Genomic DNA, 24096 nt, shown 5'->3' on the forward strand with positions numbered 1-24096 from the left:
ATATTTTATACAAAATAAGGATTTTAATATATGCAAAAATATATCAAATTACTTAAAAAAATTCAATCAATTGTTCCATTTCATATTAAACCTAAATTTAAAAATGAACAAGATTTATTAAATTGGAATAAAAAAGAAGGATTATTATCTTCTAAATCTATTTTAAGAAAAAATAAAGCTAGAAAAATGAAAAAAATTTTTAAAAATTCTGGAATTAAAAAATTATATATAAATTGTTCATTTGAAAATTATAAAACATTTCATATCGGACAAGAAAAAGTATTAAATGCTTCTAAAAAATATGTAAAAAATTTTAATACTCAATTTTCTAATTTTATTTTTTCTGGAAAACCAGGAACCGGGAAAAATCATTTAGCAGCTGCAATTGGAAATTATTTAATTTTAAATGGAAAAAGTATATTAATTATTACAATAGCAGATTTAATGTCTAAAATTAAAAAAACATTTAATTTAAACAATAAATACACAGAAGAGTTTTTTCTTAAAAAATCTAGTGAAGTAGATTTATTAATAATAGATGAAATCGGTATTCAAAAAGAATCAAATTATGAAAAAATAATTCTTCATCAAATTATTGATCGTCGTTCAGCATCAAAAAAATCTACTGGAATGTTATCAAATTTAAACTTTAATAATTTAAATATATTATTAGGAGAAAGAATTATTGATCGAATGAAATTAGGAAAACTTTTATGTTTAAATTTTAATTGGGATAGTTATCGTCCTTTTGTGAATATTAACGATATATAAATAATTTAAAATGTTAAATTTAAAAAATACACTTACAACCGAGAAATATATAAACAAGTACGCGTATCTATTTTAATTACATCATTAATTTTAATAAATTCAGGTACTTTAATAGAAATACCAGTATTTAACGTAGCTAATTTTATACCACTACTATTTAAAGATTTTTTTTGCACGGAAGGGGTTGTTTTAATAACTTTTAAATATACAAAATTATCTAAAATAATAGAAATTATACTATTTTTCCATATAGTTAATAAACATTTACATTGAGGAGTTAAAAAAAAACGTTTTGTATTTAAAATTTTTTTTTTAACAGAAATTTCTTCAAATGTTTTACTATTTATAAAATACCAAAATTTATTATCATTATATAAATAAATAGATTTGATATCATAAACATTAGCTTTTTTTAAACGATCTGTAGATTTAAAAGTAGATTCAACGATTTTACCAGATATTAGACTTTTAAATTTAACACGCGAAAATGCTTGACCTTTTCCAGGTTTCACAAACTTACTATTTTGTATAATACATGGTTGATTAAAAATAATTACTTTTAAACCAGGTTTAAATTTATTAATTGAATAATCTTGTGTCATTTTTTATACTTTCTTAAAAAATAAATAATTTTATATAGATAACATTATTTTCCCTTAAGAATAAAAATTTAAGGGAAAATAAATTAAAATATTTTGAAATAAAATAATATAGAGTTTAAATTTTATTTAAAATAAATAAATTACATCATTCCACCCATTCCACCCATTCCACCCATTCCTCCAGCAGATGGAGATGGCATATCAGAAGATTTATCTTCTTTAGGAGAATCAGTTACCATACATTCTGTAGTAATCATTAATCCAGCTACGGATGCAGCATATTGTAATGCAGATCTAGTTACTTTAGTTGGATCTAAGATTCCAAATTTAATCATATCTCCATATTGATCAGTAGCTGCATTGTATCCATAATTCCCTTTTCCATCTTTAACATTATTTGTAACTACAGATGGTTCTTCTCCTGAATTAGCAACAATTTGACGTAAAGGAGCTTCCATAGATCTTACAGCTACTCTAATTCCAACATTTTGATCTTCATTTTGACCTTTTAAATGAGAAATTTTTTCTGCTACTCGAACTAAAGCTACTCCACCACCAGCAACTACACCTTCTTCTACTGCAGCACGAGTTGCATGTAAAGCATCTTCTACACGAGCTTTTTTTTCTTTCATTTCTACTTCAGTTGCAGCACCTACTTTTAATACAGCAACTCCACCAGATAATTTTGCTAATCTTTCATTTAATTTTTCTTTATCATAATCTGATGTAGATTCATTAATTTGTTGACGAATATTAGAAATTCTATTTTGAATATCTAATTTTTTTCCTAATCCACCAATAATTGTTGTAGAATCTTTTGTTATAACAACTCTTTTAGCTTGACCTAAATCTTCTAATGTTGTTTTATCTAAATCCATTGCTAATTCTTCAGAAATTACAGTTCCAGCAGTTAATATAGAAATATCTTGTAACATCGATTTTCTACGATCTCCAAATCCAGGAGCTTTGACAGCTGCAATTTTTACAATACCTCTCATAGAATTAACTACTAATGTTGCTAATGCTTCACCTTCTAAATCTTCTGCAATAATTAATAGCGGTTTACCAGATTTTGCTACTGATTCTAATAAAGATAATATATCTCGAATATTAGAAATTTTTTTATCAACCATTAAAATATAAGGATTTTCTAATTCTATATTACCGATTTCTGGTTTATTAATAAAATAAGGAGATAAATATCCTCTATCAAATTGCATACCTTTTACTACATCTAATTCATCTTCTAAACCTGTACCTTCTTCTACAGTAATAACTCCATCATTACCAACTTTATCCATTGCTTCTGAAATTAAAGCACCTACAGTTTCATCAGCATTAGCGGAAATTGTTCCAACTTGTGTAATAGCTTTAGAATTTGAACATGGAACAGATAATTTTTTTAATTCTTTTACTGCTTTAATTACTGCTTGATCAATTCCTCTTTTTAAATCCATTGGATTCATTCCTGCCGCAACTGCTTTTAATCCTTCATTGACAATAGATTGAGCTAATAAAGTAGCAGTAGTAGTTCCATCTCCTGCAACATCATTTGCTTTAGAAGCTACTTCTTTCACCATTTGAGCACCCATATTTTCAAACTTATCTTCTAGCTCAATTTCTCTAGCTACGGATACACCATCTTTAGTAATACTAGGAGCTCCAAAAGATTTATCTAAAACAACATTTCTTCCTTTTGGTCCTAAAGTAACTTTTACTGCATCTGCTAATATATTAACACCACGAAGCATTTTAGCTCGAGCTTCGCTTCCAAATTTTACATCTTTAGCTGCCATTTTGCAATCTCCTTAAATAATTTTTATAAAAATAAAATATTACTCTTCCACAATTGCCAAAATATCATTTTCAGTTAAAATTAATACTTCTTCATTATCAATTTTTTCTGTTTTAGCGCCATATCCTTCATTAAATATAACAATATCATTAACTTTTACATCTAATTTTTTAATATTTCCATTATCTAAAATTCGTCCTTTTCCTACAGCTAACACTTTCCCTCTAGTAGATTTACTTGCAGCTGATCCTGTTAAAACAATACCACCTGCTGATTTAGATTCTATTTCTTGACGTTTTATAATAATACGATCATGCAAAGGACGTATTTTCATTTTTTAGAATTCTCCTTGTACAGATATTTTATAATTAATTTCAAATATTTTTTTAAAAAATTATATTCTATTAAATAGTATATGGACGATTATTCAAACTTTCAAGGTTTTCAAAAAAATAGATAAAAGATAATAATTTTAAAAAAAATATTGACAAACTATTATCATTAATGTTTTACTATAATTTTAAAAGCCCGAATAGCTCAGTTGGTAGAGCAGGGGACTGAAAATCCCCGTGTCGGTGGTTCAATTCCGCCTTCGGGCAAAATTTAAAACTAAAAAATTATTTTTAAAAAATATTTTTTAAAAATAAATAAAATACCTGTATATTTAAAATTTTATTTACCAATACAAAAATTTGAAAATATTTTATTTAAAATATCTTCAGAATTAATTTTTCCAGTAATTTTGTTTAAAAAATTTTGAGCATGTTGTAAATGATAAGCTAAAATTTCATAATTTTGATTTATCTTAAAATTTTTTTTTCCAAGTAATAATTCTTTTTTTGCTAATTTAATTTCTTGTATATGTCTTTGTCTAGCTATATATACACTCTCTCCTGAAAAATTTTTATAATTTTTTAAAACATTTTTTAAAGATTTATAAAAATTTTTTAATCCTATTTTTTTTTTTATAGATATACATATAAAACTTATTTTGCAATTTATAAAAACACTAGGATTAATATTATTTAAATCAATTTTATTAAAGATTAAAATAATATGAATTTTAGAAGAAATTTTTGCTTTTAATTTAAAAAATTTTTTAATTTGAATATTTATATTTTTACTAGAATCTATCATAAATAATAATATATCTGTATTATTTATTTCTTTTTTTGCTAAAGAAATTCCTATTTTTTCTACTTCGTCCTTTGTTTTTCTAATTCCAGCAGTATCTACTAATTCTATTATATGTTTATTAAAATTAATTTGATTATAAATTAAATCTCTAGTTGTACCTTCAATATTAGTTACTATAGAAGATTTTTTACAAGATAACATATTAAATAAACTAGATTTTCCAGAATTGGGAAAACCAGAAATTACTATTTTAACAGATTCATTTAAACGTACTCCATTTTTTGAAAGAAATAAAATTTTTGTTAAATCTTTTATAATTTTTTTTATTTCATTAAAAAAATTTATTTGAAAAAAATTTATATTTTCTTCTGAAAATTCTAATTCATATTCTATATTTGCTCTTAAATTAGCAATTTTATTAATAACTTTATTAATATAATTAGAAAAATCTCCTTGTAAAGATTTTACAGAAGCTTTAATTGCTGCTTCAGAAGATGCATTAATTAAATCTGATATTGCTTCTGCTTGTATTAAATCTATTTTTTTATTTAAAAAAGCTCTTTCTGAAAACTCTCCTGGTTTAGCAAGTCTAATTTTTGGAATTTTTAAAATTCTTTTAATTAATAAATTTGCTAAAATATTACTACCATGTCCTTGTAATTCTAAAACATCTTCTCCAGTATAAGATTTGGGAGACGGAAACCAAATACTAATACCTTTATCTAAAATCTCATTATTAATATCATAAAATGACACATAAGTAGCGTATCTAGGTTTTAATGAACAACGTAAAACAGATTTTAAAACAATTATAGACCTTTTTCCAGAAATTCTTAATATATATACTCCACCATTTCCTACTGGTGTAATCTGAGCTATTATTGTATCTGACATAATTTTTTTATTTGAAAATTTTTAAAAAAGTATTTTGTATTTTTATTTAATTTAAATTTTTTATTTATTTTATTTTTTTAAATTAATATTAACTAATCTTTGTTGTATTAAATTAAATATATTACTGACTAAATAATATAATACTAATCCAGAAGGAAACCATAAAAAAAATATTGTAAATAAAAATGGAGTTAAAATCATAATTTTTTCTTGAATATTTTCAGAAATATCATTATTAAATGTCTGTGAAGAATTTATTTTTTGTCCAATAAACATACTTAAACCCATCAATATAGGAAGTACATAAAATGGATCATAACTAGATAAATCTTTAATCCAAAAAATAAAAGGAGAATATTTCAATTCAATAGAATTGGTTAATGTATAATAAAAAGATAAAAAAATAGGCATTTGTATAATAACAGGTAATAATCCAGATAAAGGATTAATTTTCTTTTTTTTATAAAGAAGAATAATCTCAGTACTCATTCTTTTAGGATCATTTTTATATTTATTTTTTAAATAATCTATATCTGGCTTTAATGATTTTAATTTAGCCATAGATAAAAATTGAGATTTAGTTAAAGGAAACATTAATAAACGCATCATAATTGTAAGAAAAATTATAGAAAAACCCCAATTACCTAATATAGAATGAAATACATTTAAACAATGGAATAATGGTTGTGATAAAAACCATAAAAAACCATATTCTATAGTAAAATTTAAATTAGGCGCTAAAGCAGCCATTTCATTTTGATTTTTTGGACCAATCCATAATTTTGAAAAAAACTTTTCAAAAGAATGAGGAGCAAGACTTATAGAAGAATTATGATATCCTGCAACAATAGTATTATTATTAATTTTTTTTGTATAAATAATATTTGATTTTAGATCAAAATTTGGTATCCAAACAGATGCAAAATACTTTTGTACCATAGCTATCCATCCAATATGAGTTCTTTGGTATAAAGTTTCTTTATTATTTGATATTTCATTTAATTGAAATCGAACATATTTATCATGATCAGATGAATACGAAACTCCTTTATATTGATTCAAATTTAAATTATTATTATCTTGAATGAATTGATTTATAGTTTGAATACATTCTCCAAATATTCTAAATTTAAAATCTTTATTGGTGTTATTATACACATAATATTTAATTTGAACATCATATCGACCTCTATTAAAAATAAATTTTTTAACAAATTTTATTCCATTTTTTGTAATAAATGTCATTGGAATAACTAACTTATTATGTAAAGGCAATAATTGATAAAATTTTTTTTTGGTATAATAATTACCATCAATATTATGATATGATTTACATAAATCATTTACTTCTGTAAATCCAGTTTTCATTTGAAAAATATAATTTGTATTAGTTTTTAATAAATCTAAAAACTGAGAAGAATTTTCTTCATTTCTATATTTTAATAATTTAGCAGATTTTATACATCCATGATACTTATCTATAACAATATTCAAAACATCTGTTTTAACAGTAACATCATTATCTTTTAAATTATTTAATTGAACTTTTTTAGATATATTAATTAGAGAATTTTCTTTCATCAAATTATATTGCGAAAACATATTTTTATCTTTTTCCCATGCTTTCCATAAAAAAAAAGAACACAGTAAAAAAGATAAAACAAAAAAAATACGTTGAAAATACATTTTTTTACATTCTCTTTATTTTATTTATTATTCATAACAAATTAAAATATAAATAATTTTTCTAAAAAAAATTTTTAAAAATAAAATTAGATTAAAAAATTTAATCTAACTTTAATTTTTATTTAAATATATTTATTTTTTGTAAATTAAATATAATTTTTATTAAAAAAAATATCTTGACCATAAAAATTTTAATTTCTTTAAAAATAATTTTCCATTATTTTTAGATATATTTTTTTTTACTACAACTATAAAATCCATCAAAAGAAAATTATATTGATATAAACGAAAAAACTCTCGTATTAATCTTTTTAAATAATTTCTCTGATAAGCTTTTCTTACATATTTTTTTGAAATAGAAATACCTAATCTAGGACGTTTTTGATTATTTAATTTTCCAAAAATTATTAATTCTTGAAAAGTTATTTTATAAGCATATCTAAAAACCATTTTATATTGTAATAAACTTAATAATCTTGAATGCTTATTATAAGAATATTTAATCACGATAATATAAAAAATTATTTTATTTAGAACGTACAGTTAAATGAAATCTATTTTTAGATCTTCTTCGAGATAAAATATAACGACCACTTTTAGTAGACATTCTAGATCTAAAACCATGCATTCGATTTCTTTTTAAAATTGAAGGTTGAAAAGTTCTTTTCATATTTTTTTTTAAACCTAAACAAAAATGAATTTAAATATTTATATATTTTAATTTTAATAAAAAATAAAATTAAAAACAATAAACTAAAAAAAAATTATATTTGATAAATTATAACATAAAGAAAATAAATTTATTTTTATATAAAACAAAAAATTAATAATATTTTTATTTATTTTTTTTATTATTTTGGAGTTTAAAAATGTTCGATTTAAAATGGCAAAAATGCTTAAATTATTTTAAAAAAAAACTTTCTAAATATGAATTTAGTATGTGGATTAGATCATTAAAACCTAAATTCAAAAAAAATAAATTAATTATATATACTCCTAACAAATTTATTTTAGATTGGGTGAAAGAAAATTATTTTAAAAAAATTCATTATTTAATAAATAATTTTAATAATTACCAAAAAATTCCAATTAAATTAATAATTAATAAAAAATTAAAAATTACTAAAAAATATACAAACTTTTATATAAATCAACATAATTTTCAAAAAAAAAATGTTTTAGAAATACACAAAAAAAAATTTAAAAATTTCATCTTATGTAAAAAAAACAAAATAGCATATAAATCTGCTTATAAAATAGCAAAATATCCAGGAAAAAAGTATAATCCATTATTTATATATGGAAAAACAGGATTAGGAAAAACTCATTTATTATATTCTATTAAAAATTTTATTTTAAAAAAAAATAAAAATTTAAAAGTAATTTATATAAATTCAGAAAATTTTGTACAAAAAATGGTTCAATCATTAAAAAATAATTCTATAGAAAAATTTAAAAAATATTATCGTTCTGCAAATATTTTATTAATTGATGACATTCAATTTTTTTCTAATAAAAAAAGATCACAAGAAGAACTATTTCATACATTTAATAATTTAATAGAACAAAACAAACAAATTGTTTTAACTTCAGATCGTTATCCTACAAAAATTCAAGGTATACAAAATAAATTAAAATCAAGATTAGATTGGGGATTGAGTATTTCTATAAAACCTCCAAAAAAAAATACTAGAATTAAAATTCTAATAAAAAAATCTTTTGAAAAAAATATTTATCTATCATATGAAGTAGCTAAATATATTGCTAAAAAATTAAAATCAAATATTCGAGAATTAGAAGGAGCAATAAATAAAATTCATGCAAATTTAATTCATAATTCTAATAAAAACATTAATATTGAATTTATTAATAAAATTTTCAAAGATTTATTTAATACTAAAAAAAAAAAAATTAATATAAAAAAAGTTCAAGAAATAGTTGCAAATTATTATAATGTAAAATTATCTGATATGTTATCTAAAAAAAGATCAAAATCAATTATTTTAGCGAGACAAATATCTATAAGTCTAATCAAAAAACTAACTAAACATAGTTTAAAAGAAATAGGAGAGTCATTTAATAAAAAAACACATACTACAGTATTATATTCATGTAAAAAAATCCACAAACTATTATATAATAATCTTGAAATTAAAAAAGATTATTTCTATTTACTAAAAAAATTGTCTTAATAAAATTATGAAATGTATTGTTGAAAAAAAAGATTTAACTAATCCTTTACAAAAAATTAATACTTTATTAATCAAAAATAATCCTAATGAAATTTTAGGAAACATTTTAATTGAAGTAAAAAAATCTTATATTCTATTAATTAGTACAAATACAGAAATTCAATTAATTTATAAAATTCCTAATAAATATCACTGTATTACTGGAAAAATTACAGTTTCTGGTAAAAAAATTTTAGATATATTTCGTGTCATATCTGAAAAATTTTTAATTTATATAAAAATTATCGATAAAAAACTTTATATATATTCTAAAAATAGTAAATTTTGTTTACTTACATTACCTGCAAAACAATTCCCTTATTTTAAAAAACAAAAATATAGTAAAAAATTTTATATAAAACAAAAAATTTTTAAAAATATGTTAGAATATACTTATTTTTCAATGTCTGTAAAAGATGTTCGATCATATTTAAACGGAATTTTTATAGAATTTACACAAAAATATATTCGCACAATTGCTACAAATGGACATAGAATTGCTATTTTTAAAAAAAAAATTAAAAAGAATCAATCTTTTCCAATTTTTAATATTATATTACCTAGAAAATCTGCTATAGAATTAAATAAATTATTAACTAAACAAGATATGTTAATAAAAGTTTTATTTAATCAAAATAGTATAAAAATTTACATTAATAATATTGTCTTTATTTCTAAATTAATAAATAATAATTTTCCAAATCTAAATCATATCTTATCAATAAAAAAAAAATATAAAATTCAAATAAAAAAAAAATTATTAAAAAAATCTTTATCTCATGTATTAATTTTAGTACATTCACAATTAAAAGGAATATGTTTAACATTTAAAAAAAATATTTGTAAAATTACTTCTGACAATCAAGAAGAACAAGCAAGATATAAATTCAAAATAAAATATAAATATACTAAAAAAATAAAAATATCTATTAATATAAATTATTTATTAGACGTTTTAAACGTTCTAAAATCTGATCTTATTGATTTAATTTTTGATAAAAAAATTCAATTTTTTGAAATTCAAACATCTAAAAAAAAAGAATTAAGATATATTATTTTACCCTTATACCTTTAATATCAATAAAATAAATTTTGTGAAATAAAATATTTATTTTATAAAAAAATTTTAAAAAAAAATTATAAAAGAGACAAAATGCCAAAAAATTATAACTCATCTAATATAAAAATATTAAAAGGTTTAGAAGCAGTTAAAAGACGTCCAGGAATGTATATAGGAGATACAGATGATGGAACAGGTTTACATCATATGGTTTTTGAAGTCGTAGATAATTCTATTGATGAAGCGCTTGCAGGATATTGTAACAAAATAATAGTTTCAATACATAAAGATCATTCAATATCAGTCAAAGACAATGGTAGAGGAATTCCAATTGATATTCATCCTGAAGAAAAAATTCCTGCTTCTGAAGTAATTATGACTATGTTACATGCTGGAGGAAAATTTGATGATTATTCATATAAAATTTCTGGAGGTTTACATGGAGTAGGTATATCTGTTGTAAATGCGTTATCTTCAAAATTAAAATTAACAATTTTTAGAAATAAAAAAATTTATCAACAATATTATTCTCATGGAAAAAAAATAAGTAAATTAAAAATTATTGGAATAAGTACATATACTGGAACAAAAATTAGATTTTGGCCTAACTATAAAATATTTAATAATATTCAAAAATTTGAACATTCTATTATCGCAAATAGATTAAAAGAATTATCATTTTTAAATCCAAAAATTTCTATTCATTTAAATAATAATATTAAAAAAATTAAAAAAATATATTATCATAATGGTGGAATAAAAGAATTTATAAAATATTTAAATAAAGATAAAAAATTTATACATTCAAATACTTTTTATTTTATATCAAAAAAAAAATCTGTCTTAATTGAAATTGCTATGAAATGGAACAATTCTTTTAAAGAAAAAATTTATTGTTATACTAATAATATTCCTCAAAAAGAAGGCGGAAGTCATTTATCAGGATTTAAATCTGCTTTAACAAGAACCATTAATAATTATATAGATAAAGAAAATTTTAATAAAAAAAAAAAAAATAATATTATTGGAGATGATGTTAGAGAAGGATTAATTGCTATTGTATCCGTAAAAATTAATGATCCTAAATTTTCTTCTCAAACAAAAGAAAAACTTGTATCTTCCGAAGTAAAACCTATTATTGAATCTCTAATACATGAATATTTAATAGATTTTTTATTAGAAAATCCAAACGATACTAAAATTATTATTAATAAAATTATCGAATCAGCAAAAACTAGAGAAGCTGCAAAAAAAGCTCGAGAAATTACAAAAAAAAAAAGCGCATTAGAGTTATCAGGATTACCTGGAAAACTTGCAGATTGTCAAGAAAAAAATCCAATTTTTTCAGAATTATATTTAGTAGAAGGAGATTCTGCAGGAGGATCAGCAAAACAAGGAAGAAACAGAAAAAATCAAGCTATATTACCATTAAAAGGAAAAATATTAAACGTAGAAAAATCTACTTTTGAAAAAATGCTTTCTTCACAAGAAGTTACTTCAATTATTACAGCATTAGGATGTGGAATTGGAAAAGATAATTATGATTTAAAAAAATTAAGATACCATAGTATAATTATTATGACTGATGCAGATATAGATGGTTCTCATATTAAAACATTATTATTAACTTTTTTTTATCGATATATGCCTGAAATAATTGAACAAGGATATGTTTATATTGCGCAACCTCCATTATATAAAATTAAAATAGGAAAAAAAGAAAAATATATTAAAAATTATGCTTCAATGAAAAAATACAAAATTAAAAAAGCACTTAAAGAAATCAAAATTACCAGTCAAATAAAAAAATTTAATCAATCTGATTTAAAAAAATTTAAAAAAATTATTAAAAAATATATTAAAATTAAAAATATTATTAAAAAAGAATATTCTAAAAAATTTCAAAAAATCTTAAAAACATTTATTAATCAAAAAATTATAAAAAATTTTACAAATCAAAAAAATATTCATCTTTGGGCAGAAAGAATTATTTTTGAATTAAATAAAAAAACACAAGATAATAAAACATATTCATACAAAATAAAAAAAAATATTAACAAAAAATATTATGATTTATATATATATATAAAAATATATGGAAATATAAAAAAATATAAATTTACATATGAATTTCTACAAAATCAAATTTATAAAAAAATACTTATTATACAAAATATATTAAAATATTTTATTAAAAATAAAACATATATTTTAAAAAAAAATAAACAAATAATCTTAAAAAATTTAGAAGATTGTCTTAAATGGATTATGAATCAATTTAATAAAAAATTTCTCATTCAACGTTATAAAGGACTGGGAGAAATGAATCCATCACAATTATGGTATACAACTATGAATCCAAAAACACGTAGAATGATTCAAGTTAAAATTAAAGACGCGTTTTATGCTAATCAATTATTTAAAATTCTTATGGGAGATTTAGTAGAACCTAGAAAAAAATTTATTCAAAAAAATGCATTAAAAGCAGAAAACATAGATTTTTAAATAATTGTTTTAGATAAATAATTATATATCTTAAAATATTAGCGGCAGGATAAAAAATTATATATACCGCCGCTAAATAAAAAAAATAACATTATTTATTTTGTATTTTTTGAACTTTAGTAATACAATTTAATTTATCTAAAATTATAAAATATTTTTTCTTAATTATATTTAAAGATCGAATATTCTTAAAATTTTTATACTTATTTTCTATTTTATTTTTTTGATCAATTAATATAGATTTATCTAAATATTTTACATTAATAGCGTGATTCGTTAATATATTAATTACATTTTTTTGAATTTCTAAAATACCTTTTAAAATAAAAAAATACTCTGTTTTTTTATTTTTTTTTTTTATAATAATTAAACCAGATTTTAAAAAAGTTAATAATGAAATATGATTTCTGAAAATACTAAAATAACCTTTTTCACCTGGAACAGAAACAGATTTAATTTTTTTAGAAAAAAGTTTTTTTTTTAAACTCAAAATATTTAAATTTAAAGACATAATTTAAATCCTAAATTATTACTTTAATTAAACTTTATTATGTTGAAATTTTTTAATAGCCTCTTCAATTGATCCAATCATATAAAAAAATTTTTCAGGGATATGATCGTACAGACCATCTAAAATACCTTTAAAACCTATAATAGTATTCTTTAAAGTAACATATTTTCCAGAAAATCCAGTAAAAACTTCTGCAACAAAAAAAGGTTGTGATAAAAATTTTTGTATTTTACGTGCTCTTGAAACAAGTAACTTATCAGTTTCAGATAATTCATCCATTCCAAGAATTGATATAATATCTTTTAATTCTTCATATTTTTGTAATATCTGTTGAACTCTTCTAGAAGTATTATAATGTTCATTTCCTACTGTATCAGGATTTAAATGATTGCTAGTAGAATTTAAAGGATCAATAGCAGGATATATTCCTAAAGAAGAAATTTTACGACTTAAAGTAATAGTTGAATCTAAATGTGCAAAAGTAGCTACAGGAGCAGGATCAGTTAAATCATCTGCAGGAACATATACTGCTTGTATAGAAGTAATAGATCCAGTTTTAGTAGATGTAATACGTTCTTGTAAAATTCCCATTTCTTCTGATAAAGTTGGTTGATATCCTACAGCTGAAGGAATTCTTCCTAATAAAGATGATACTTCTGTTCCAGCTAATATGTATCTGTATATATTATCAATAAATAAAAGAACATTTTTTCCTTCATCACGAAATTTTTCAGCTAAAGTTAATCCTGTAAAAGCAACTCTAAATCTATTACCAGGTGATTCATTCATTTGTCCATATACTAAAGATACCTTATTAATAACATTCGAATCTTTCATTTCATTATAAAAATCATTTCCTTCTCTAACTCTTTCACCTACTCCTGTAAAAACAGAATAACCATTATGTTCAATCGCTATATTTCTTATTAATTCCATCATATTTACTGTTTTACCAACTCCTGCACCACCAAATAAACCTATTTTTCCACCTTTAGAAAAAGGACAAAGTAAATCAATAACTTTAATCCCTGTTTCTAAAATTTCATGAGTATTTAGTTGTTCTTCAAATAATGGAGGCTTTCGATAAATTTCAGAATACTCAGCTTTAGAAAGATTGTTTTGATCAAAAATAGGTCCTTTATTGTCTATAGGATCACCCAAAACATTAATAATTCTTCCTAAAGTAAATTTTCCTACTGGAACTTTAATAGAATGCTTTAAATCACGTACTAATAAACCTCTTTTTATTCCATCTGAAGATCCCATAGAAAGAGTTCTAACAACTTTAGAACCTATATGTTGTTGAACTTCTAAAACTAATTTTTTTTTTTTATCTTGTACCTCTAAAATATGATTAATTTTAGGTAAATTCCCTAAAGAAAATTTTACATCTATAACTGGTCCTATAATTTGTATAATTTTTCCCAAAGACATGTATTTTCTTCAACCTCAATATAATTTTTTAATCCATTAAAACTTCTGACGCTCCTGAAATAATTTCAGTTAATTCCTGAGTAATACTATCTTGACGTAATTTATTATAAAATAAATTTAATTCTTGAATTAAATTAGAACTATTTTCTGTAGCATTTTTCATAGAAATGACACGAGAAGAATATTCAGAAAATAAATTTTCTAAAACACTATAATAAATTTTAATATTAAAAAATTGATTAAATAAATTTTTTAATAATAAATTAATATTAGATTCATACACATAATCCCAAGAATTTTGATTAATTTTATTATTATTATTATTTTTCAAAGAAACTGGAAATAATGTTTTTATAACAGATGTATAATTACTTTTATTTCGAATTTGATTAAAAGCAATTAAAATTTTATCAAATTTATTAAGTTTATAATCAGAAAATAAAGTTTTAAACGTTTTAGTTGAATTTAAATAATTTAATTTTTTAAAAAAATTATTATCATATATTTTAATATTATTTTGAAATTGATTAAAAAAATTTATTTCTTTTTTACCTAGTATAATTAATTTATAAATAATTTTTTTTGAAGATAAATTTTTTAAATATGGAATAACTTTTTTAAACAAATTATTATTTAATCCACCACATAATCCTTTGCTTGTTAAAACTATAATAAAAGCTATTCTTGTAACTTTTTTTGAAGATATAAATATATTTGTTTCTTTTTTAGATTTCATTAAATAAATTAATTTTTTAATAATTTCTGTAAGCGTATGAAAATAATCAAACATATTATTTATTTTATTTTTTATTTTTTTCATTTTAATAATTGAAATCATTTCCATAACTTTAGTAATTTTTTTTGTATTTGTAATACTATAAATTTTTTTTTGTATTTCTTTTTTATTAAGCATAATATATATAACCTATGTAAAAAATCTTATAAATCACATTTTTTATCACCTTGAAATATTTTATTTTTAAATTCTTGAATAATCTTATAAAACTTTTTCTTAATTTTTAAAGTATATATTTTTTTTTTATGGATATTTTTTAATAATGAACTAAAATTCTTACGAATATAAAATAACAAACTATCTTTAAATAAAGATATATTTTTTAATTTAATATCATTTAATAAATTCTTTTCAATAGAAAATAATAATAATGCTTGTTCTCCTATAGATAAAGGTTGATATTGATTTTGTTTTAATAATTCAACAATTTTTTTTCCTATAATTAATTGATTTTTTGTAAATACGTCTAAATCTGAAGAAAATTGAGAAAAAGATTCTAATTCTTCATACTGTGCTAAAGTTGTTCGAATACCACGAGATAATTTTTTAATAATTTGAGTTTGAGCTGAACTTCCTACACGAGAAACAGAAATACCGGAATTTACAGCAGGACGAATACCTGAATAAAATAAATTAGATTCTAAAAATATTTGACCATCTGTAATAGAAATAATATTTGTAGGAACAAAAGAAGATACATCTCCTGATTGAGTTTCTACAATAGGTAAAGCAGTTAAAGAACCAGTTTGATTACCCATAATATTATTAGTAAAATTTTGAATATATTTTGTATTAACTTTTGAAGAACGTTCTAATAATCTTGAATGTAAATAAAATATATCTCCAGGAAAAGCTTCTCTACCAGGAGGTCTCTTTAATAATAAAGAAATTTGTCTATATGATATCGCATGTTTGGATAAATCATCATAAATAATTAAAGCATCTTCTCCTTTATTACGAAAATATTCACCCATAGAACAACCAGAATATGGAGATAAATATTGCAAAGCAGCACAATCAGAAGCAGAAGCAACTACAATAATTGTATTTTTCAAAACGTCATACTCATTTAAAATTTTCACTATATTTAAAATAGTAGACATTTTTTGTCCAATAGCAACATATATTGATTTTATTCCAGAATTTTTTTGATTAATAATAGTATCAATAGCAAGAGATGTTTTTCCTGTTTTTCGATCACCAATAATTAATTCTCTTTGTCCTCTACCAATTGGTATCATAGAATCAATAGATAAATAACCAGTTTGAATAGATTCATTAATGATTTCTCTATCAATAACTTTAGGAGCTTCATTTTCTATAGGTAAATACCCATCATTTTTAATTAATTCTTTTCCATCAATAGGTACTCCAAGAGAATTCACTACACGACCTAAAAAATTATCTCCTACTGGAACTTCTAAAATACGACCAGTACATCTAACTTTCATACCTTCATAAATATTTCGAAAAGATCCAAGTACAACCGCTCCAACAATGTCTTTTTCTAAGTTTAAAGCAATAGCATATTTATTTTTAGATAAAGATAACATTTCTCCTTGCATAGCATTACATAACCCATAAATTCTAATTATCCCATCTATAACAGAAATTATTTCTCCTTCATTATAAAATTTTTTTTGAATTTTAAATTCTGTAATTCTTTTTTCAATTATTTTAGTAATTTCTAAAGAATTGATTTGCATAATTCATTCTCTTATGTTTGTAAAAAATTTTCTAAATATGTTAAAGTATTTTTAATAGATAAATCAATTAAAAAATTATCAATAAGTATTACAAATCCACCAATTAAATTTTGATCTATAACAAAATTAAATTTAATTTTTGAAAGTAAAATTTTTTTTAAAACTAATTTAATTTGATTTTTTTGTATATCATTTATTCTCTTTGATAATTTAATAATAACGTATATAATTTTATTATGTTTTCTTAATATTAAATTATATTCTATATAAATTTTTTTTAATAAAAATAATCTTTTATTTTTAATTAATATTTTTAAAAAATTTTTTTCATAAATTGTCATATTAAAATCATATAATAAAAACATAAAAATTTTATATAAACTTTTAGAATCAGAATATTTAGAAAAAATTTTTTTTATTTTTTTATGTTGAACAAGATAAGACATTAATAATAATATTTTTTTTATACGATTAATTTGATTGTATTTTAACGCTATATTAAAAATAGATTTAGCATAAATATACGCTAATTTTTTATACAAAATCATATTTTAAAACCTTTAAAATCAGAAGATAAATCTTTAATTAATTTATTTGTATATTTTTCTGTAATTTTTTCTTGTATGATTTTTTTTGCAATTTGAATAGCTAATAAAACAGAATATTTTCGTAAATGTTTCTTAGCTTTATTTTTCTCTAAAAAAATTTCAGTTTGAGCTTGTTGTAAAATTTTATTTTTTTCAAGTAAAGCTTGTTGCACAGATTTTTTTATAATAATATCTTTTTCAGTTTCTGCTTGACGAATAATATCAATAGAGCGTCTTTTAAAATCAAGAATTTTTTTTGAAATTTTAGATTTGATTTTAATATATTTTTTCTGTTCTTGATTTGCTAAAAAAATTGCTTTGCGTATATTTTTTTGTCTTTTTTTTATAACATGAATGATATTAGGCCAAATAAATTTCATACAAAAAAATACAAAAAAAATAAAAGAGATTGATTGTCCAAAAATAGTTGCATTTATATTCATAAAATTTATTTTCCATTAAATAAAATTTAATTTTTTTTTAATAATATTTTATTTAAAATTAAAATCTTTATATAAATTTCTATCAAAAAAAAAAGTAAATAAATAAATTATTCAAATGAATTTCATTAAGAAATTCCAAAAATCATATATAAACCTAAACCTACAGTGATCATTGGAATAGCATCTACTAAACCCATTACAATAAAAAATTGAGATCTTAAAAGAGGAATAGAATCAGGTTGTCTTGCAGCACCTTCTAAAAATTTTCCTCCCAAAAGACCAATACCTATTGCAGCACCAATTGATCCTAAACCAATCATAATTGCTGCTGATAAATATATAAATTTCATATCAATATTATGCATTGTAATCTCCAAATTTTTTAAAAATATAATTTAAGATATTTATGTTTTTTTATCTGTCATAGAAAGATAAACAATAGTTAAAACCATAAATATAAAAGACTGTAAAAAAATTATTAAAATATGAAAAATAGCCCATGGTACACTTAATATCCATTGTAACCACCAAGGTAATAATGCTGAAATTAATATAAAAATCATTTCTCCTGCATATATATTTCCAAATAACCTTAAACCCAAAGAAATAGGTTTAGAAAGAAGAGAAATAAATTCTAAAAAAAAATTTAAAAAAACAAAACAAAAATGATTAAAAGGATGAAAAAATAAACTTTTTAAAAAATTATTTAAACCTTGATACAAAATACTATAATAAATAATCAAAAAAAATACACTAAAAGATATAGAAAAAACAACATTAATATCTGTTGAAGGAACAAATCTAATATTAGAAATATTTAAAAAATATTGACAAAAAAAAGGTATGAAATCTATAGGTAATAGATCCATAAAATTCATTAAAAATATCCAAATAAAAATTGTTAACGATAAAGGAGCAATTAAATAATTTCTGTTATGAGGATATAAATCCTTAATATTTTTATAAACAAAATCAACAGAAATTTCAACAATAGATTGTAATTTTCCAGGAACTTCAAGATTTAAATTTTGAGAAATATAATAAAAAAAAAATAAAAAAATAAAACCCAAAAAAAATGAAAAAAAAATAGAATCAAGATTTAAAATAAAAAAACTAGTGCTATTTTGTTCTAAATTTAAAATCTTAAAAGTTTTTAAATCTAATTGAAAATTTTTTAAATGATGATGAATATATTCTTTTGTATGAAATGTAATTCTAGAAAACATTATAATTCTAACCTTTCTATAATTCAAAAATAAATTTAAAAATAAAAAAAATTAAAATCTTAATAAAGAATTTTAATATAAAATATATATAAAATTTATTATATAAATTTTATAACATTTAATTTATTAATTTTAATTTCATAATTAAAAATATTTTTTTTTTAATAATATTATTTAAATATATATCATATAATATTTTTTTTATAAATAAATTATTTATTATATACTTTTTTTTTTAAGATATATCAGTAATATTGATATTGCGGCAGGAGTAATACCAGAAATTCTAGATGCTTGTCCTATGGAAGATGGTTTATAAAAATTTAATATATTAGTTACTTCATTTGATAAACCTTTAATTTTTTTATAATTAATCTTAGAAGATAAAAATAAATTCTCATATTTAATATACTTTTTAATTTCTTTATTTTGTCTATGAATATAACCTTTATATTTTAATTGAATTTCGATCTGTTTTAAGGACTCTAAATCATATAAAATATTAGATTTATAAATCTTTAATTGAATTAATTTTTCAATAGTAACTTCTGGTCTTTTTAAAATATCACTTAAACATATTTTAGAAGATAATGTAGAAATTGAAAAAAATTTTTTAATTTTTTTAGAAATAGAAGTATAAGGTTTAATTTGAATAGAATGAATATATTTTTTTTCATTTTTAATATTATTAAGTTTTTCATTATAACGAATCCATCTAAATTTATCAACTAAACCTAAATTTCTTCCAATTTTAGTTAATCTAAGATCAGCATTATCTTCACGAAGAAATAATCTATGCTCTGCTCTTGAAGTAAAAATTCTATAAGGTTCTTTAGTGCCTTTAGTACACAAATCATCAATTAAAACACCAATATAAGCTTGATCTCTTCTAGGATACCAAAAAGGTTTATTAAGCGCATATGAAGCAGCATTAATTCCTGCTATTAATCCTTGCGCTGCAGCTTCTTCATAACCTGTAGTTCCATTAATTTGCCCTGCTAAAAAAAAACCTGAAAAAAATTTAGATTCTAAAGTTAAATATAAATCTTGAGGATTTAAATAATCATATTCTACTGCATATCCAGGTTTTAATATTTTAGCATTTTCTAATCCTAAAATTGTTCTAATAAATTTTTTTTGAATAGAAAAAGGTAAACTAGTAGAAATTCCATTTGGATATATTATATTACTTTCTAGACCTTCTGGTTCTAAAAAAATCTGATGTCTAGATCGATTAGAAAATCTCGAAATTTTATCTTCAATAGAAGGACAATAACGTGGACCAATACCTGAAATTTTTCCTGAATAAACTGCACTTAAATGAATATTTTCTTGAATAATTTGATGTGTTTTAAAATTAGTATATGTAATATAACAAGGTACTTGATTTAAAATATTATTATTTTTCTTTAAAAAAGAAAAAAAAGGAATAGGAAAATCTCCAAATTGTTTTTCTAAAATATCTGTTGTAATACTTTTTTTATCTAATCTAGGTGGAGTACCTGTTTTTAAACGATTTATACGAAAAGGTAAATTTTTTAAATTCTTTGAAAGTAAAATAGAAGATTTATCATTTATTCTACCTCCAGAAAAATGATGTTTTCCAATATGTATTTTTCCATTTAAAAAAGTACCTGTAGTTAAAATAATTGATTTAGAAAAAATTTCTATATAATCAGATGTGATTATACCAATAATTTTATCTTTTTTTAAAATAAAATTAATAACTTCTTTTTCCAGAATTAATAAATTCTTTTGAGAAAATAAAACTTTTTTAACAACTTTTGAATAAATATTGCGATCAATTTGTGCTCGAGTGGAACGTACAGCTGGACCTTTTCTTGAATTCAAAATTCTAAATTGAATACCTGCTTGATCAGCAAAAATACCTATAAAACCACCTAAAGCATCAATTTCTTTTACTAAATGACTTTTTCCAATTCCTCCAATAGCAGGATTACAAGATAAACATCCTAAATTTTTAATATTCTGTGTCAAAAGAAGAGTTTTACAACCTAATCTTGAAGATGCTAAACACGCTTCAATTCCAGCATGTCCTCCTCCGACTACAATCACATCATAAAAATTTTTATATATATTATGCAAATTATTTTTTCCTATATACGAAAATAGATTAAAAAATTATTAAATATATAAAATATATTTAAACAAATTTTAATATACCATATAAAATTTATATATTTAAAAACATTTATTTTAAAAAAAAAATTAAAATTAATTTAAAATATATAAATCAATACATATAATAAACTATTTTTACATATTAATAATTTTATATGATTTAAAAAAATTTTTAAATATTTAAATAAAATTATAGCTTAAATCAAAATTTTATATTTTTTTTTAAAATATATTAATTCTTTTTATATCTAAAAATTTTATATCATTAAAATAATTATTATATTTTTATTCTCTTATCTATTTAAACATAATAAATAAGAATAAATTAATTAAAGACAATAAATAAATTAAATAAAAATAAAAAGAATACAAACAAAAAGAAAAAAAAAATATAAATAAATATATAAATTATTATTATTTTTCAAAAAAATGTTTAAAATTTATTTTTTAATCAATGTATAAAACATTTTTTTAATAATTTTTTATGTAAATAATATGTTTATAAGTTGTTTAAAAATATATTTTTTTCATAAAACTATTGATTTCATTTGAAAAACTTATATATTGGTATATATTATTTAATAATTTTTAAAAGGTATAAATTTTTTTATGGATTTAAAAAAAAATAAAATTTTTGTTTATTTTTTTGTTATAATTTTATTTATCTCAAGTATTTTTTATTTTAAAAATAATTCTATTATTCAGAAGTATATTAATAAACTAGATTTTATAAATTATAAAAAAGCTATAGATTATTTAGGAAAAAAATATTCAAAAATATTTTCTCAACATAATATTCATAATTCTTATGGACATTTAAATTCATATAAATTAATGGATAAAAATTTAAATAAACAAGAAATTTCTTTTATTACACATAATTATCAAAATTATTTTTCTGATATTAAAGATAGTAATATAAAAAATACATTATCTTGGAAAATTTTTAATATACAATCTCAATTAAAAAATTCAGAATTTTCTTTACAAACATTAAATTATTTAAATGAATATCCATGGAATAATATTTCTAAATTATTTAAAAATAATTTAGATAGTGCAATAAATCAACAAAATAAATTCAATTTTTTATGTTTAAATAATAATATTTCATTTGATTAGTTTTTTAAGATTAAGTAATTATTTTTAAAAATTTTGATTTTATAAATTAGGTATTAATAGAGAAATGAATTTTAAAATAGCTCTTATTGGAAATAAAAATGTAGGCAAATCTACAATATTTAATAATTTAACAAAAACTAAACAATCTTTAGTATTAAAAAAATATAAGAATTTATCTAGAGATCGACAAACTGGATTATTTATATTAAAAAAAAAAATAATTAAATTAATAGATACAGCAAGTTTTTTTCCATCAAAAAAAGATATTTTAAAAAAAGAAATATTTATACAAAATAATTTAGCTATATCTGAATCTGATATAATATTTTTTATAGTTAATGCAGAATCTGGATTAACATATTCAGATTTAGAAATATCTAAAAAATTAAGAAAATATGAAAAACCAGTTTTTTTAATTATAAATAAAATAGATCAATTAAAAAACCTTGATTATATAAATGATTTTTATAAATTAGGATTTCAAGAAATATTTAAAATTTCAGCTTTAAGTAAAAAAAGTTTAAAAAAATTCAAAAAAAATATTTTGTTTGTTTTTAAAAATAATCAATCTTTAAAAAATAAACTAAAATTATTTCAAAAAATTTTTTTATTAAAAAATATTAATTTTACAATTAAAGTTTCTGTTATAGGTAAACCAAATGCAGGAAAATCTACTTTAATTAATAGGTTAATAAAAAAAAATGATAGAATTATTACTTCTAAAATTTCTGGAACAACAAGAAATACAGTTCTAGTATCTACAATTTTTAAAAATATAAAATATATTTTTCTTGATACTGCTGGTATAAGAAGAAAATCTAAAATAAATAGTGATTTAGAAAATATATTTGTCAAAAAATCTATTTCTGCTGTTAAAAATTCAGATTTATCAATATTAGTTATTGATGTCAAAGAAAAAATTATTTCTAATCAAGATATTAATTTATCGAATTTAATTTATAAATCTAGATCATCTATGATTATTTTGTTAAATAAATGGGATTTATTAAATAAACAAGATCGAATATTTTTTAAAAAAAAATTTTTATTTCGTTTTCGCTTTATTAAGAATATAAAGTTTTATTATATTTCTGCAATTTTTACAAAAAATATTCGAAATTTAATTTTAAAATCTATAAAAAAAATATATTTTTTACAAAATAAAAAACATAGTAGTACATTTTTAACAAAAATTTTATACAAAGCAGTGAAGAATCAAAAACCTTTATCAAGAAATAGTTATATTCGTACGAAATTAAAGTATGCTCATTCTGGTGGAATAAATCCACCAATTATTATTATACATGGAAATAGAGTAAATAATTTATCTACATCATATAAAAAATATTTAAATAATTTTTTTAAATCTTCTTTAAATTTATTTGGAATTCCTTTAACTTTAGAATTCAAAAATAGTCGAAATCCTTATGTTTAAAAAATATTTTATA

Annotated in this window: 22 protein-coding genes and 1 tRNA gene; 7 read left to right on the forward strand and 16 right to left on the reverse strand. The window is 20.0% G+C overall.

Translation table 11 applies throughout. The annotated features are described in order from the left end of the window. Positions 1-30 precede the first annotated feature (30 nt). A complete protein-coding gene (locus LDP12_RS00185; protein ID WP_265226313.1) occupies positions 31-771 on the forward strand; it encodes an ATP-binding protein in 741 nt (246 codons plus the stop codon). 32 nt (positions 772-803) lie between these two features. Here LDP12_RS00185 and efp read toward each other — a convergent pair whose 3' ends face one another. From efp to LDP12_RS00200, 3 genes are all read right to left on the reverse strand, one after another. Then, complete coding sequence (efp, locus tag LDP12_RS00190) at positions 804-1373, reverse strand: elongation factor P (protein ID WP_265226314.1); 570 nt, start codon at positions 1371-1373, stop codon at positions 804-806. Between the two features lie 140 nt (positions 1374-1513). Further along, complete coding sequence (gene groL, locus LDP12_RS00195; RefSeq protein ID WP_265226315.1) at positions 1514-3169, reverse strand: chaperonin GroEL; 1656 nt, start codon at positions 3167-3169, stop codon at positions 1514-1516. A 39-nt stretch (positions 3170-3208) separates the two neighbouring features. Continuing rightward, entirely contained in the window at positions 3209-3502 is a 294-nt protein-coding gene (locus LDP12_RS00200) for a co-chaperone GroES (protein ID WP_265226317.1), read from the reverse strand. 192 nt (positions 3503-3694) lie between these two features. On the opposite strand from LDP12_RS00200, the gene LDP12_RS00205 reads away from it, so the two are divergent. After that, positions 3695-3767, forward strand: a tRNA-Phe gene (locus LDP12_RS00205). A 73-nt stretch (positions 3768-3840) separates the two neighbouring features. On the opposite strand, the gene mnmE is transcribed toward LDP12_RS00205, so the two are convergent. From mnmE to rpmH, 4 genes are all read right to left on the reverse strand, one after another. Further along, positions 3841-5199, reverse strand: a complete 1359-nt coding sequence (gene mnmE, locus LDP12_RS00210) for a tRNA uridine-5-carboxymethylaminomethyl(34) synthesis GTPase MnmE (protein ID WP_265226319.1) — start codon at positions 5197-5199, stop codon at positions 3841-3843. A gap of 69 nt (positions 5200-5268) precedes the next feature. Continuing rightward, positions 5269-6885 (reverse strand): membrane protein insertase YidC, encoded by a 1617-nt coding sequence (yidC, locus tag LDP12_RS00215; protein WP_265226323.1) that lies wholly within the window; start codon positions 6883-6885, stop codon positions 5269-5271. Positions 6886-7047: 162 nt separating this feature from the next. Then, the gene (rnpA, locus tag LDP12_RS00220; RefSeq protein WP_265226324.1) at positions 7048-7392 is read right to left on the reverse strand and encodes a ribonuclease P protein component; all 345 of its coding nucleotides are present in this window, start codon (positions 7390-7392) and stop codon (positions 7048-7050) included. A 19-nt stretch (positions 7393-7411) separates the two neighbouring features. After that, positions 7412-7555, reverse strand: a complete 144-nt coding sequence (gene rpmH, locus LDP12_RS00225; protein ID WP_265226325.1) for a 50S ribosomal protein L34 — start codon at positions 7553-7555, stop codon at positions 7412-7414. A gap of 199 nt (positions 7556-7754) precedes the next feature. On the opposite strand from rpmH, the gene dnaA reads away from it, so the two are divergent. The 3 genes from dnaA to gyrB all read left to right on the forward strand — a co-directional run bounded on the left by dnaA (position 7755) and on the right by gyrB (position 12681). Continuing rightward, positions 7755-9077, forward strand: a complete 1323-nt coding sequence (gene dnaA, locus LDP12_RS00230; RefSeq protein WP_265226327.1) for a chromosomal replication initiator protein DnaA — start codon at positions 7755-7757, stop codon at positions 9075-9077. 7 nt (positions 9078-9084) lie between these two features. Further along, positions 9085-10191, forward strand: coding sequence for a DNA polymerase III subunit beta (gene dnaN / locus LDP12_RS00235; protein ID WP_265226332.1), 1107 nt, complete (start codon positions 9085-9087; stop codon positions 10189-10191). A 78-nt stretch (positions 10192-10269) separates the two neighbouring features. Further along, the gene (gyrB, locus tag LDP12_RS00240; protein ID WP_265226335.1) at positions 10270-12681 is read left to right on the forward strand and encodes a DNA topoisomerase (ATP-hydrolyzing) subunit B; all 2412 of its coding nucleotides are present in this window, start codon (positions 10270-10272) and stop codon (positions 12679-12681) included. Positions 12682-12772: 91 nt separating this feature from the next. On the opposite strand, the gene atpC is transcribed toward gyrB, so the two are convergent. The 9 genes from atpC to mnmG all read right to left on the reverse strand — a co-directional run bounded on the left by atpC (position 12773) and on the right by mnmG (position 21481). Continuing rightward, complete coding sequence (atpC, locus tag LDP12_RS00245; protein WP_265226337.1) at positions 12773-13192, reverse strand: ATP synthase F1 subunit epsilon; 420 nt, start codon at positions 13190-13192, stop codon at positions 12773-12775. A 27-nt stretch (positions 13193-13219) separates the two neighbouring features. After that, positions 13220-14626 carry a F0F1 ATP synthase subunit beta gene (atpD, locus tag LDP12_RS00250; protein WP_265226340.1) on the reverse strand — a complete coding sequence of 469 codons (1407 nt, stop codon included), beginning with the start codon at positions 14624-14626 and terminating at the stop codon, positions 13220-13222. 28 nt (positions 14627-14654) lie between these two features. Then, entirely contained in the window at positions 14655-15539 is an 885-nt protein-coding gene (atpG, locus tag LDP12_RS00255; RefSeq protein WP_265226342.1) for an ATP synthase F1 subunit gamma, read from the reverse strand. 26 nt (positions 15540-15565) lie between these two features. Then, complete coding sequence (gene atpA / locus LDP12_RS00260; protein ID WP_265226343.1) at positions 15566-17128, reverse strand: F0F1 ATP synthase subunit alpha; 1563 nt, start codon at positions 17126-17128, stop codon at positions 15566-15568. 11 nt (positions 17129-17139) lie between these two features. Continuing rightward, a complete protein-coding gene (gene atpH, locus LDP12_RS00265; protein WP_265226344.1) occupies positions 17140-17676 on the reverse strand; it encodes an ATP synthase F1 subunit delta in 537 nt (178 codons plus the stop codon). Then, positions 17673-18158: a F0F1 ATP synthase subunit B gene (gene atpF, locus LDP12_RS00270; protein WP_265226350.1), complete on the reverse strand. Its 486-nt coding sequence runs from the start codon at positions 18156-18158 to the stop codon at positions 17673-17675. The genes atpH and atpF overlap by 4 nt, the downstream gene beginning before the upstream one ends. A gap of 125 nt (positions 18159-18283) precedes the next feature. Beyond that, positions 18284-18523, reverse strand: coding sequence for a F0F1 ATP synthase subunit C (gene atpE, locus LDP12_RS00275; RefSeq protein WP_265226357.1), 240 nt, complete (start codon positions 18521-18523; stop codon positions 18284-18286). Positions 18524-18562: 39 nt separating this feature from the next. Further along, the gene (gene atpB, locus LDP12_RS00280) at positions 18563-19384 is read right to left on the reverse strand and encodes a F0F1 ATP synthase subunit A (RefSeq protein WP_265226359.1); all 822 of its coding nucleotides are present in this window, start codon (positions 19382-19384) and stop codon (positions 18563-18565) included. 219 nt (positions 19385-19603) lie between these two features. Beyond that, a complete protein-coding gene (mnmG, locus tag LDP12_RS00285) occupies positions 19604-21481 on the reverse strand; it encodes a tRNA uridine-5-carboxymethylaminomethyl(34) synthesis enzyme MnmG (RefSeq protein ID WP_414734426.1) in 1878 nt (625 codons plus the stop codon). A gap of 654 nt (positions 21482-22135) precedes the next feature. Between mnmG and LDP12_RS00290 the strand changes: the two genes are divergently transcribed. Both LDP12_RS00290 and der read left to right on the forward strand, forming a co-directional pair. After that, positions 22136-22648 (forward strand): hypothetical protein, encoded by a 513-nt coding sequence (locus LDP12_RS00290; protein ID WP_265226362.1) that lies wholly within the window; start codon positions 22136-22138, stop codon positions 22646-22648. 64 nt (positions 22649-22712) lie between these two features. Beyond that, positions 22713-24083, forward strand: a complete 1371-nt coding sequence (der, locus tag LDP12_RS00295) for a ribosome biogenesis GTPase Der (protein ID WP_265226368.1) — start codon at positions 22713-22715, stop codon at positions 24081-24083. The last annotated feature ends 13 nt before the right edge of the window (positions 24084-24096 follow it).

It is taken from the genome of Buchnera aphidicola (Chaitophorus viminalis) (assembly GCF_026122795.1).
In the GTDB taxonomy this organism is placed as follows: Bacteria; Pseudomonadota; Gammaproteobacteria; order Enterobacterales; family Enterobacteriaceae; genus Buchnera_J; species Buchnera_J aphidicola_BK.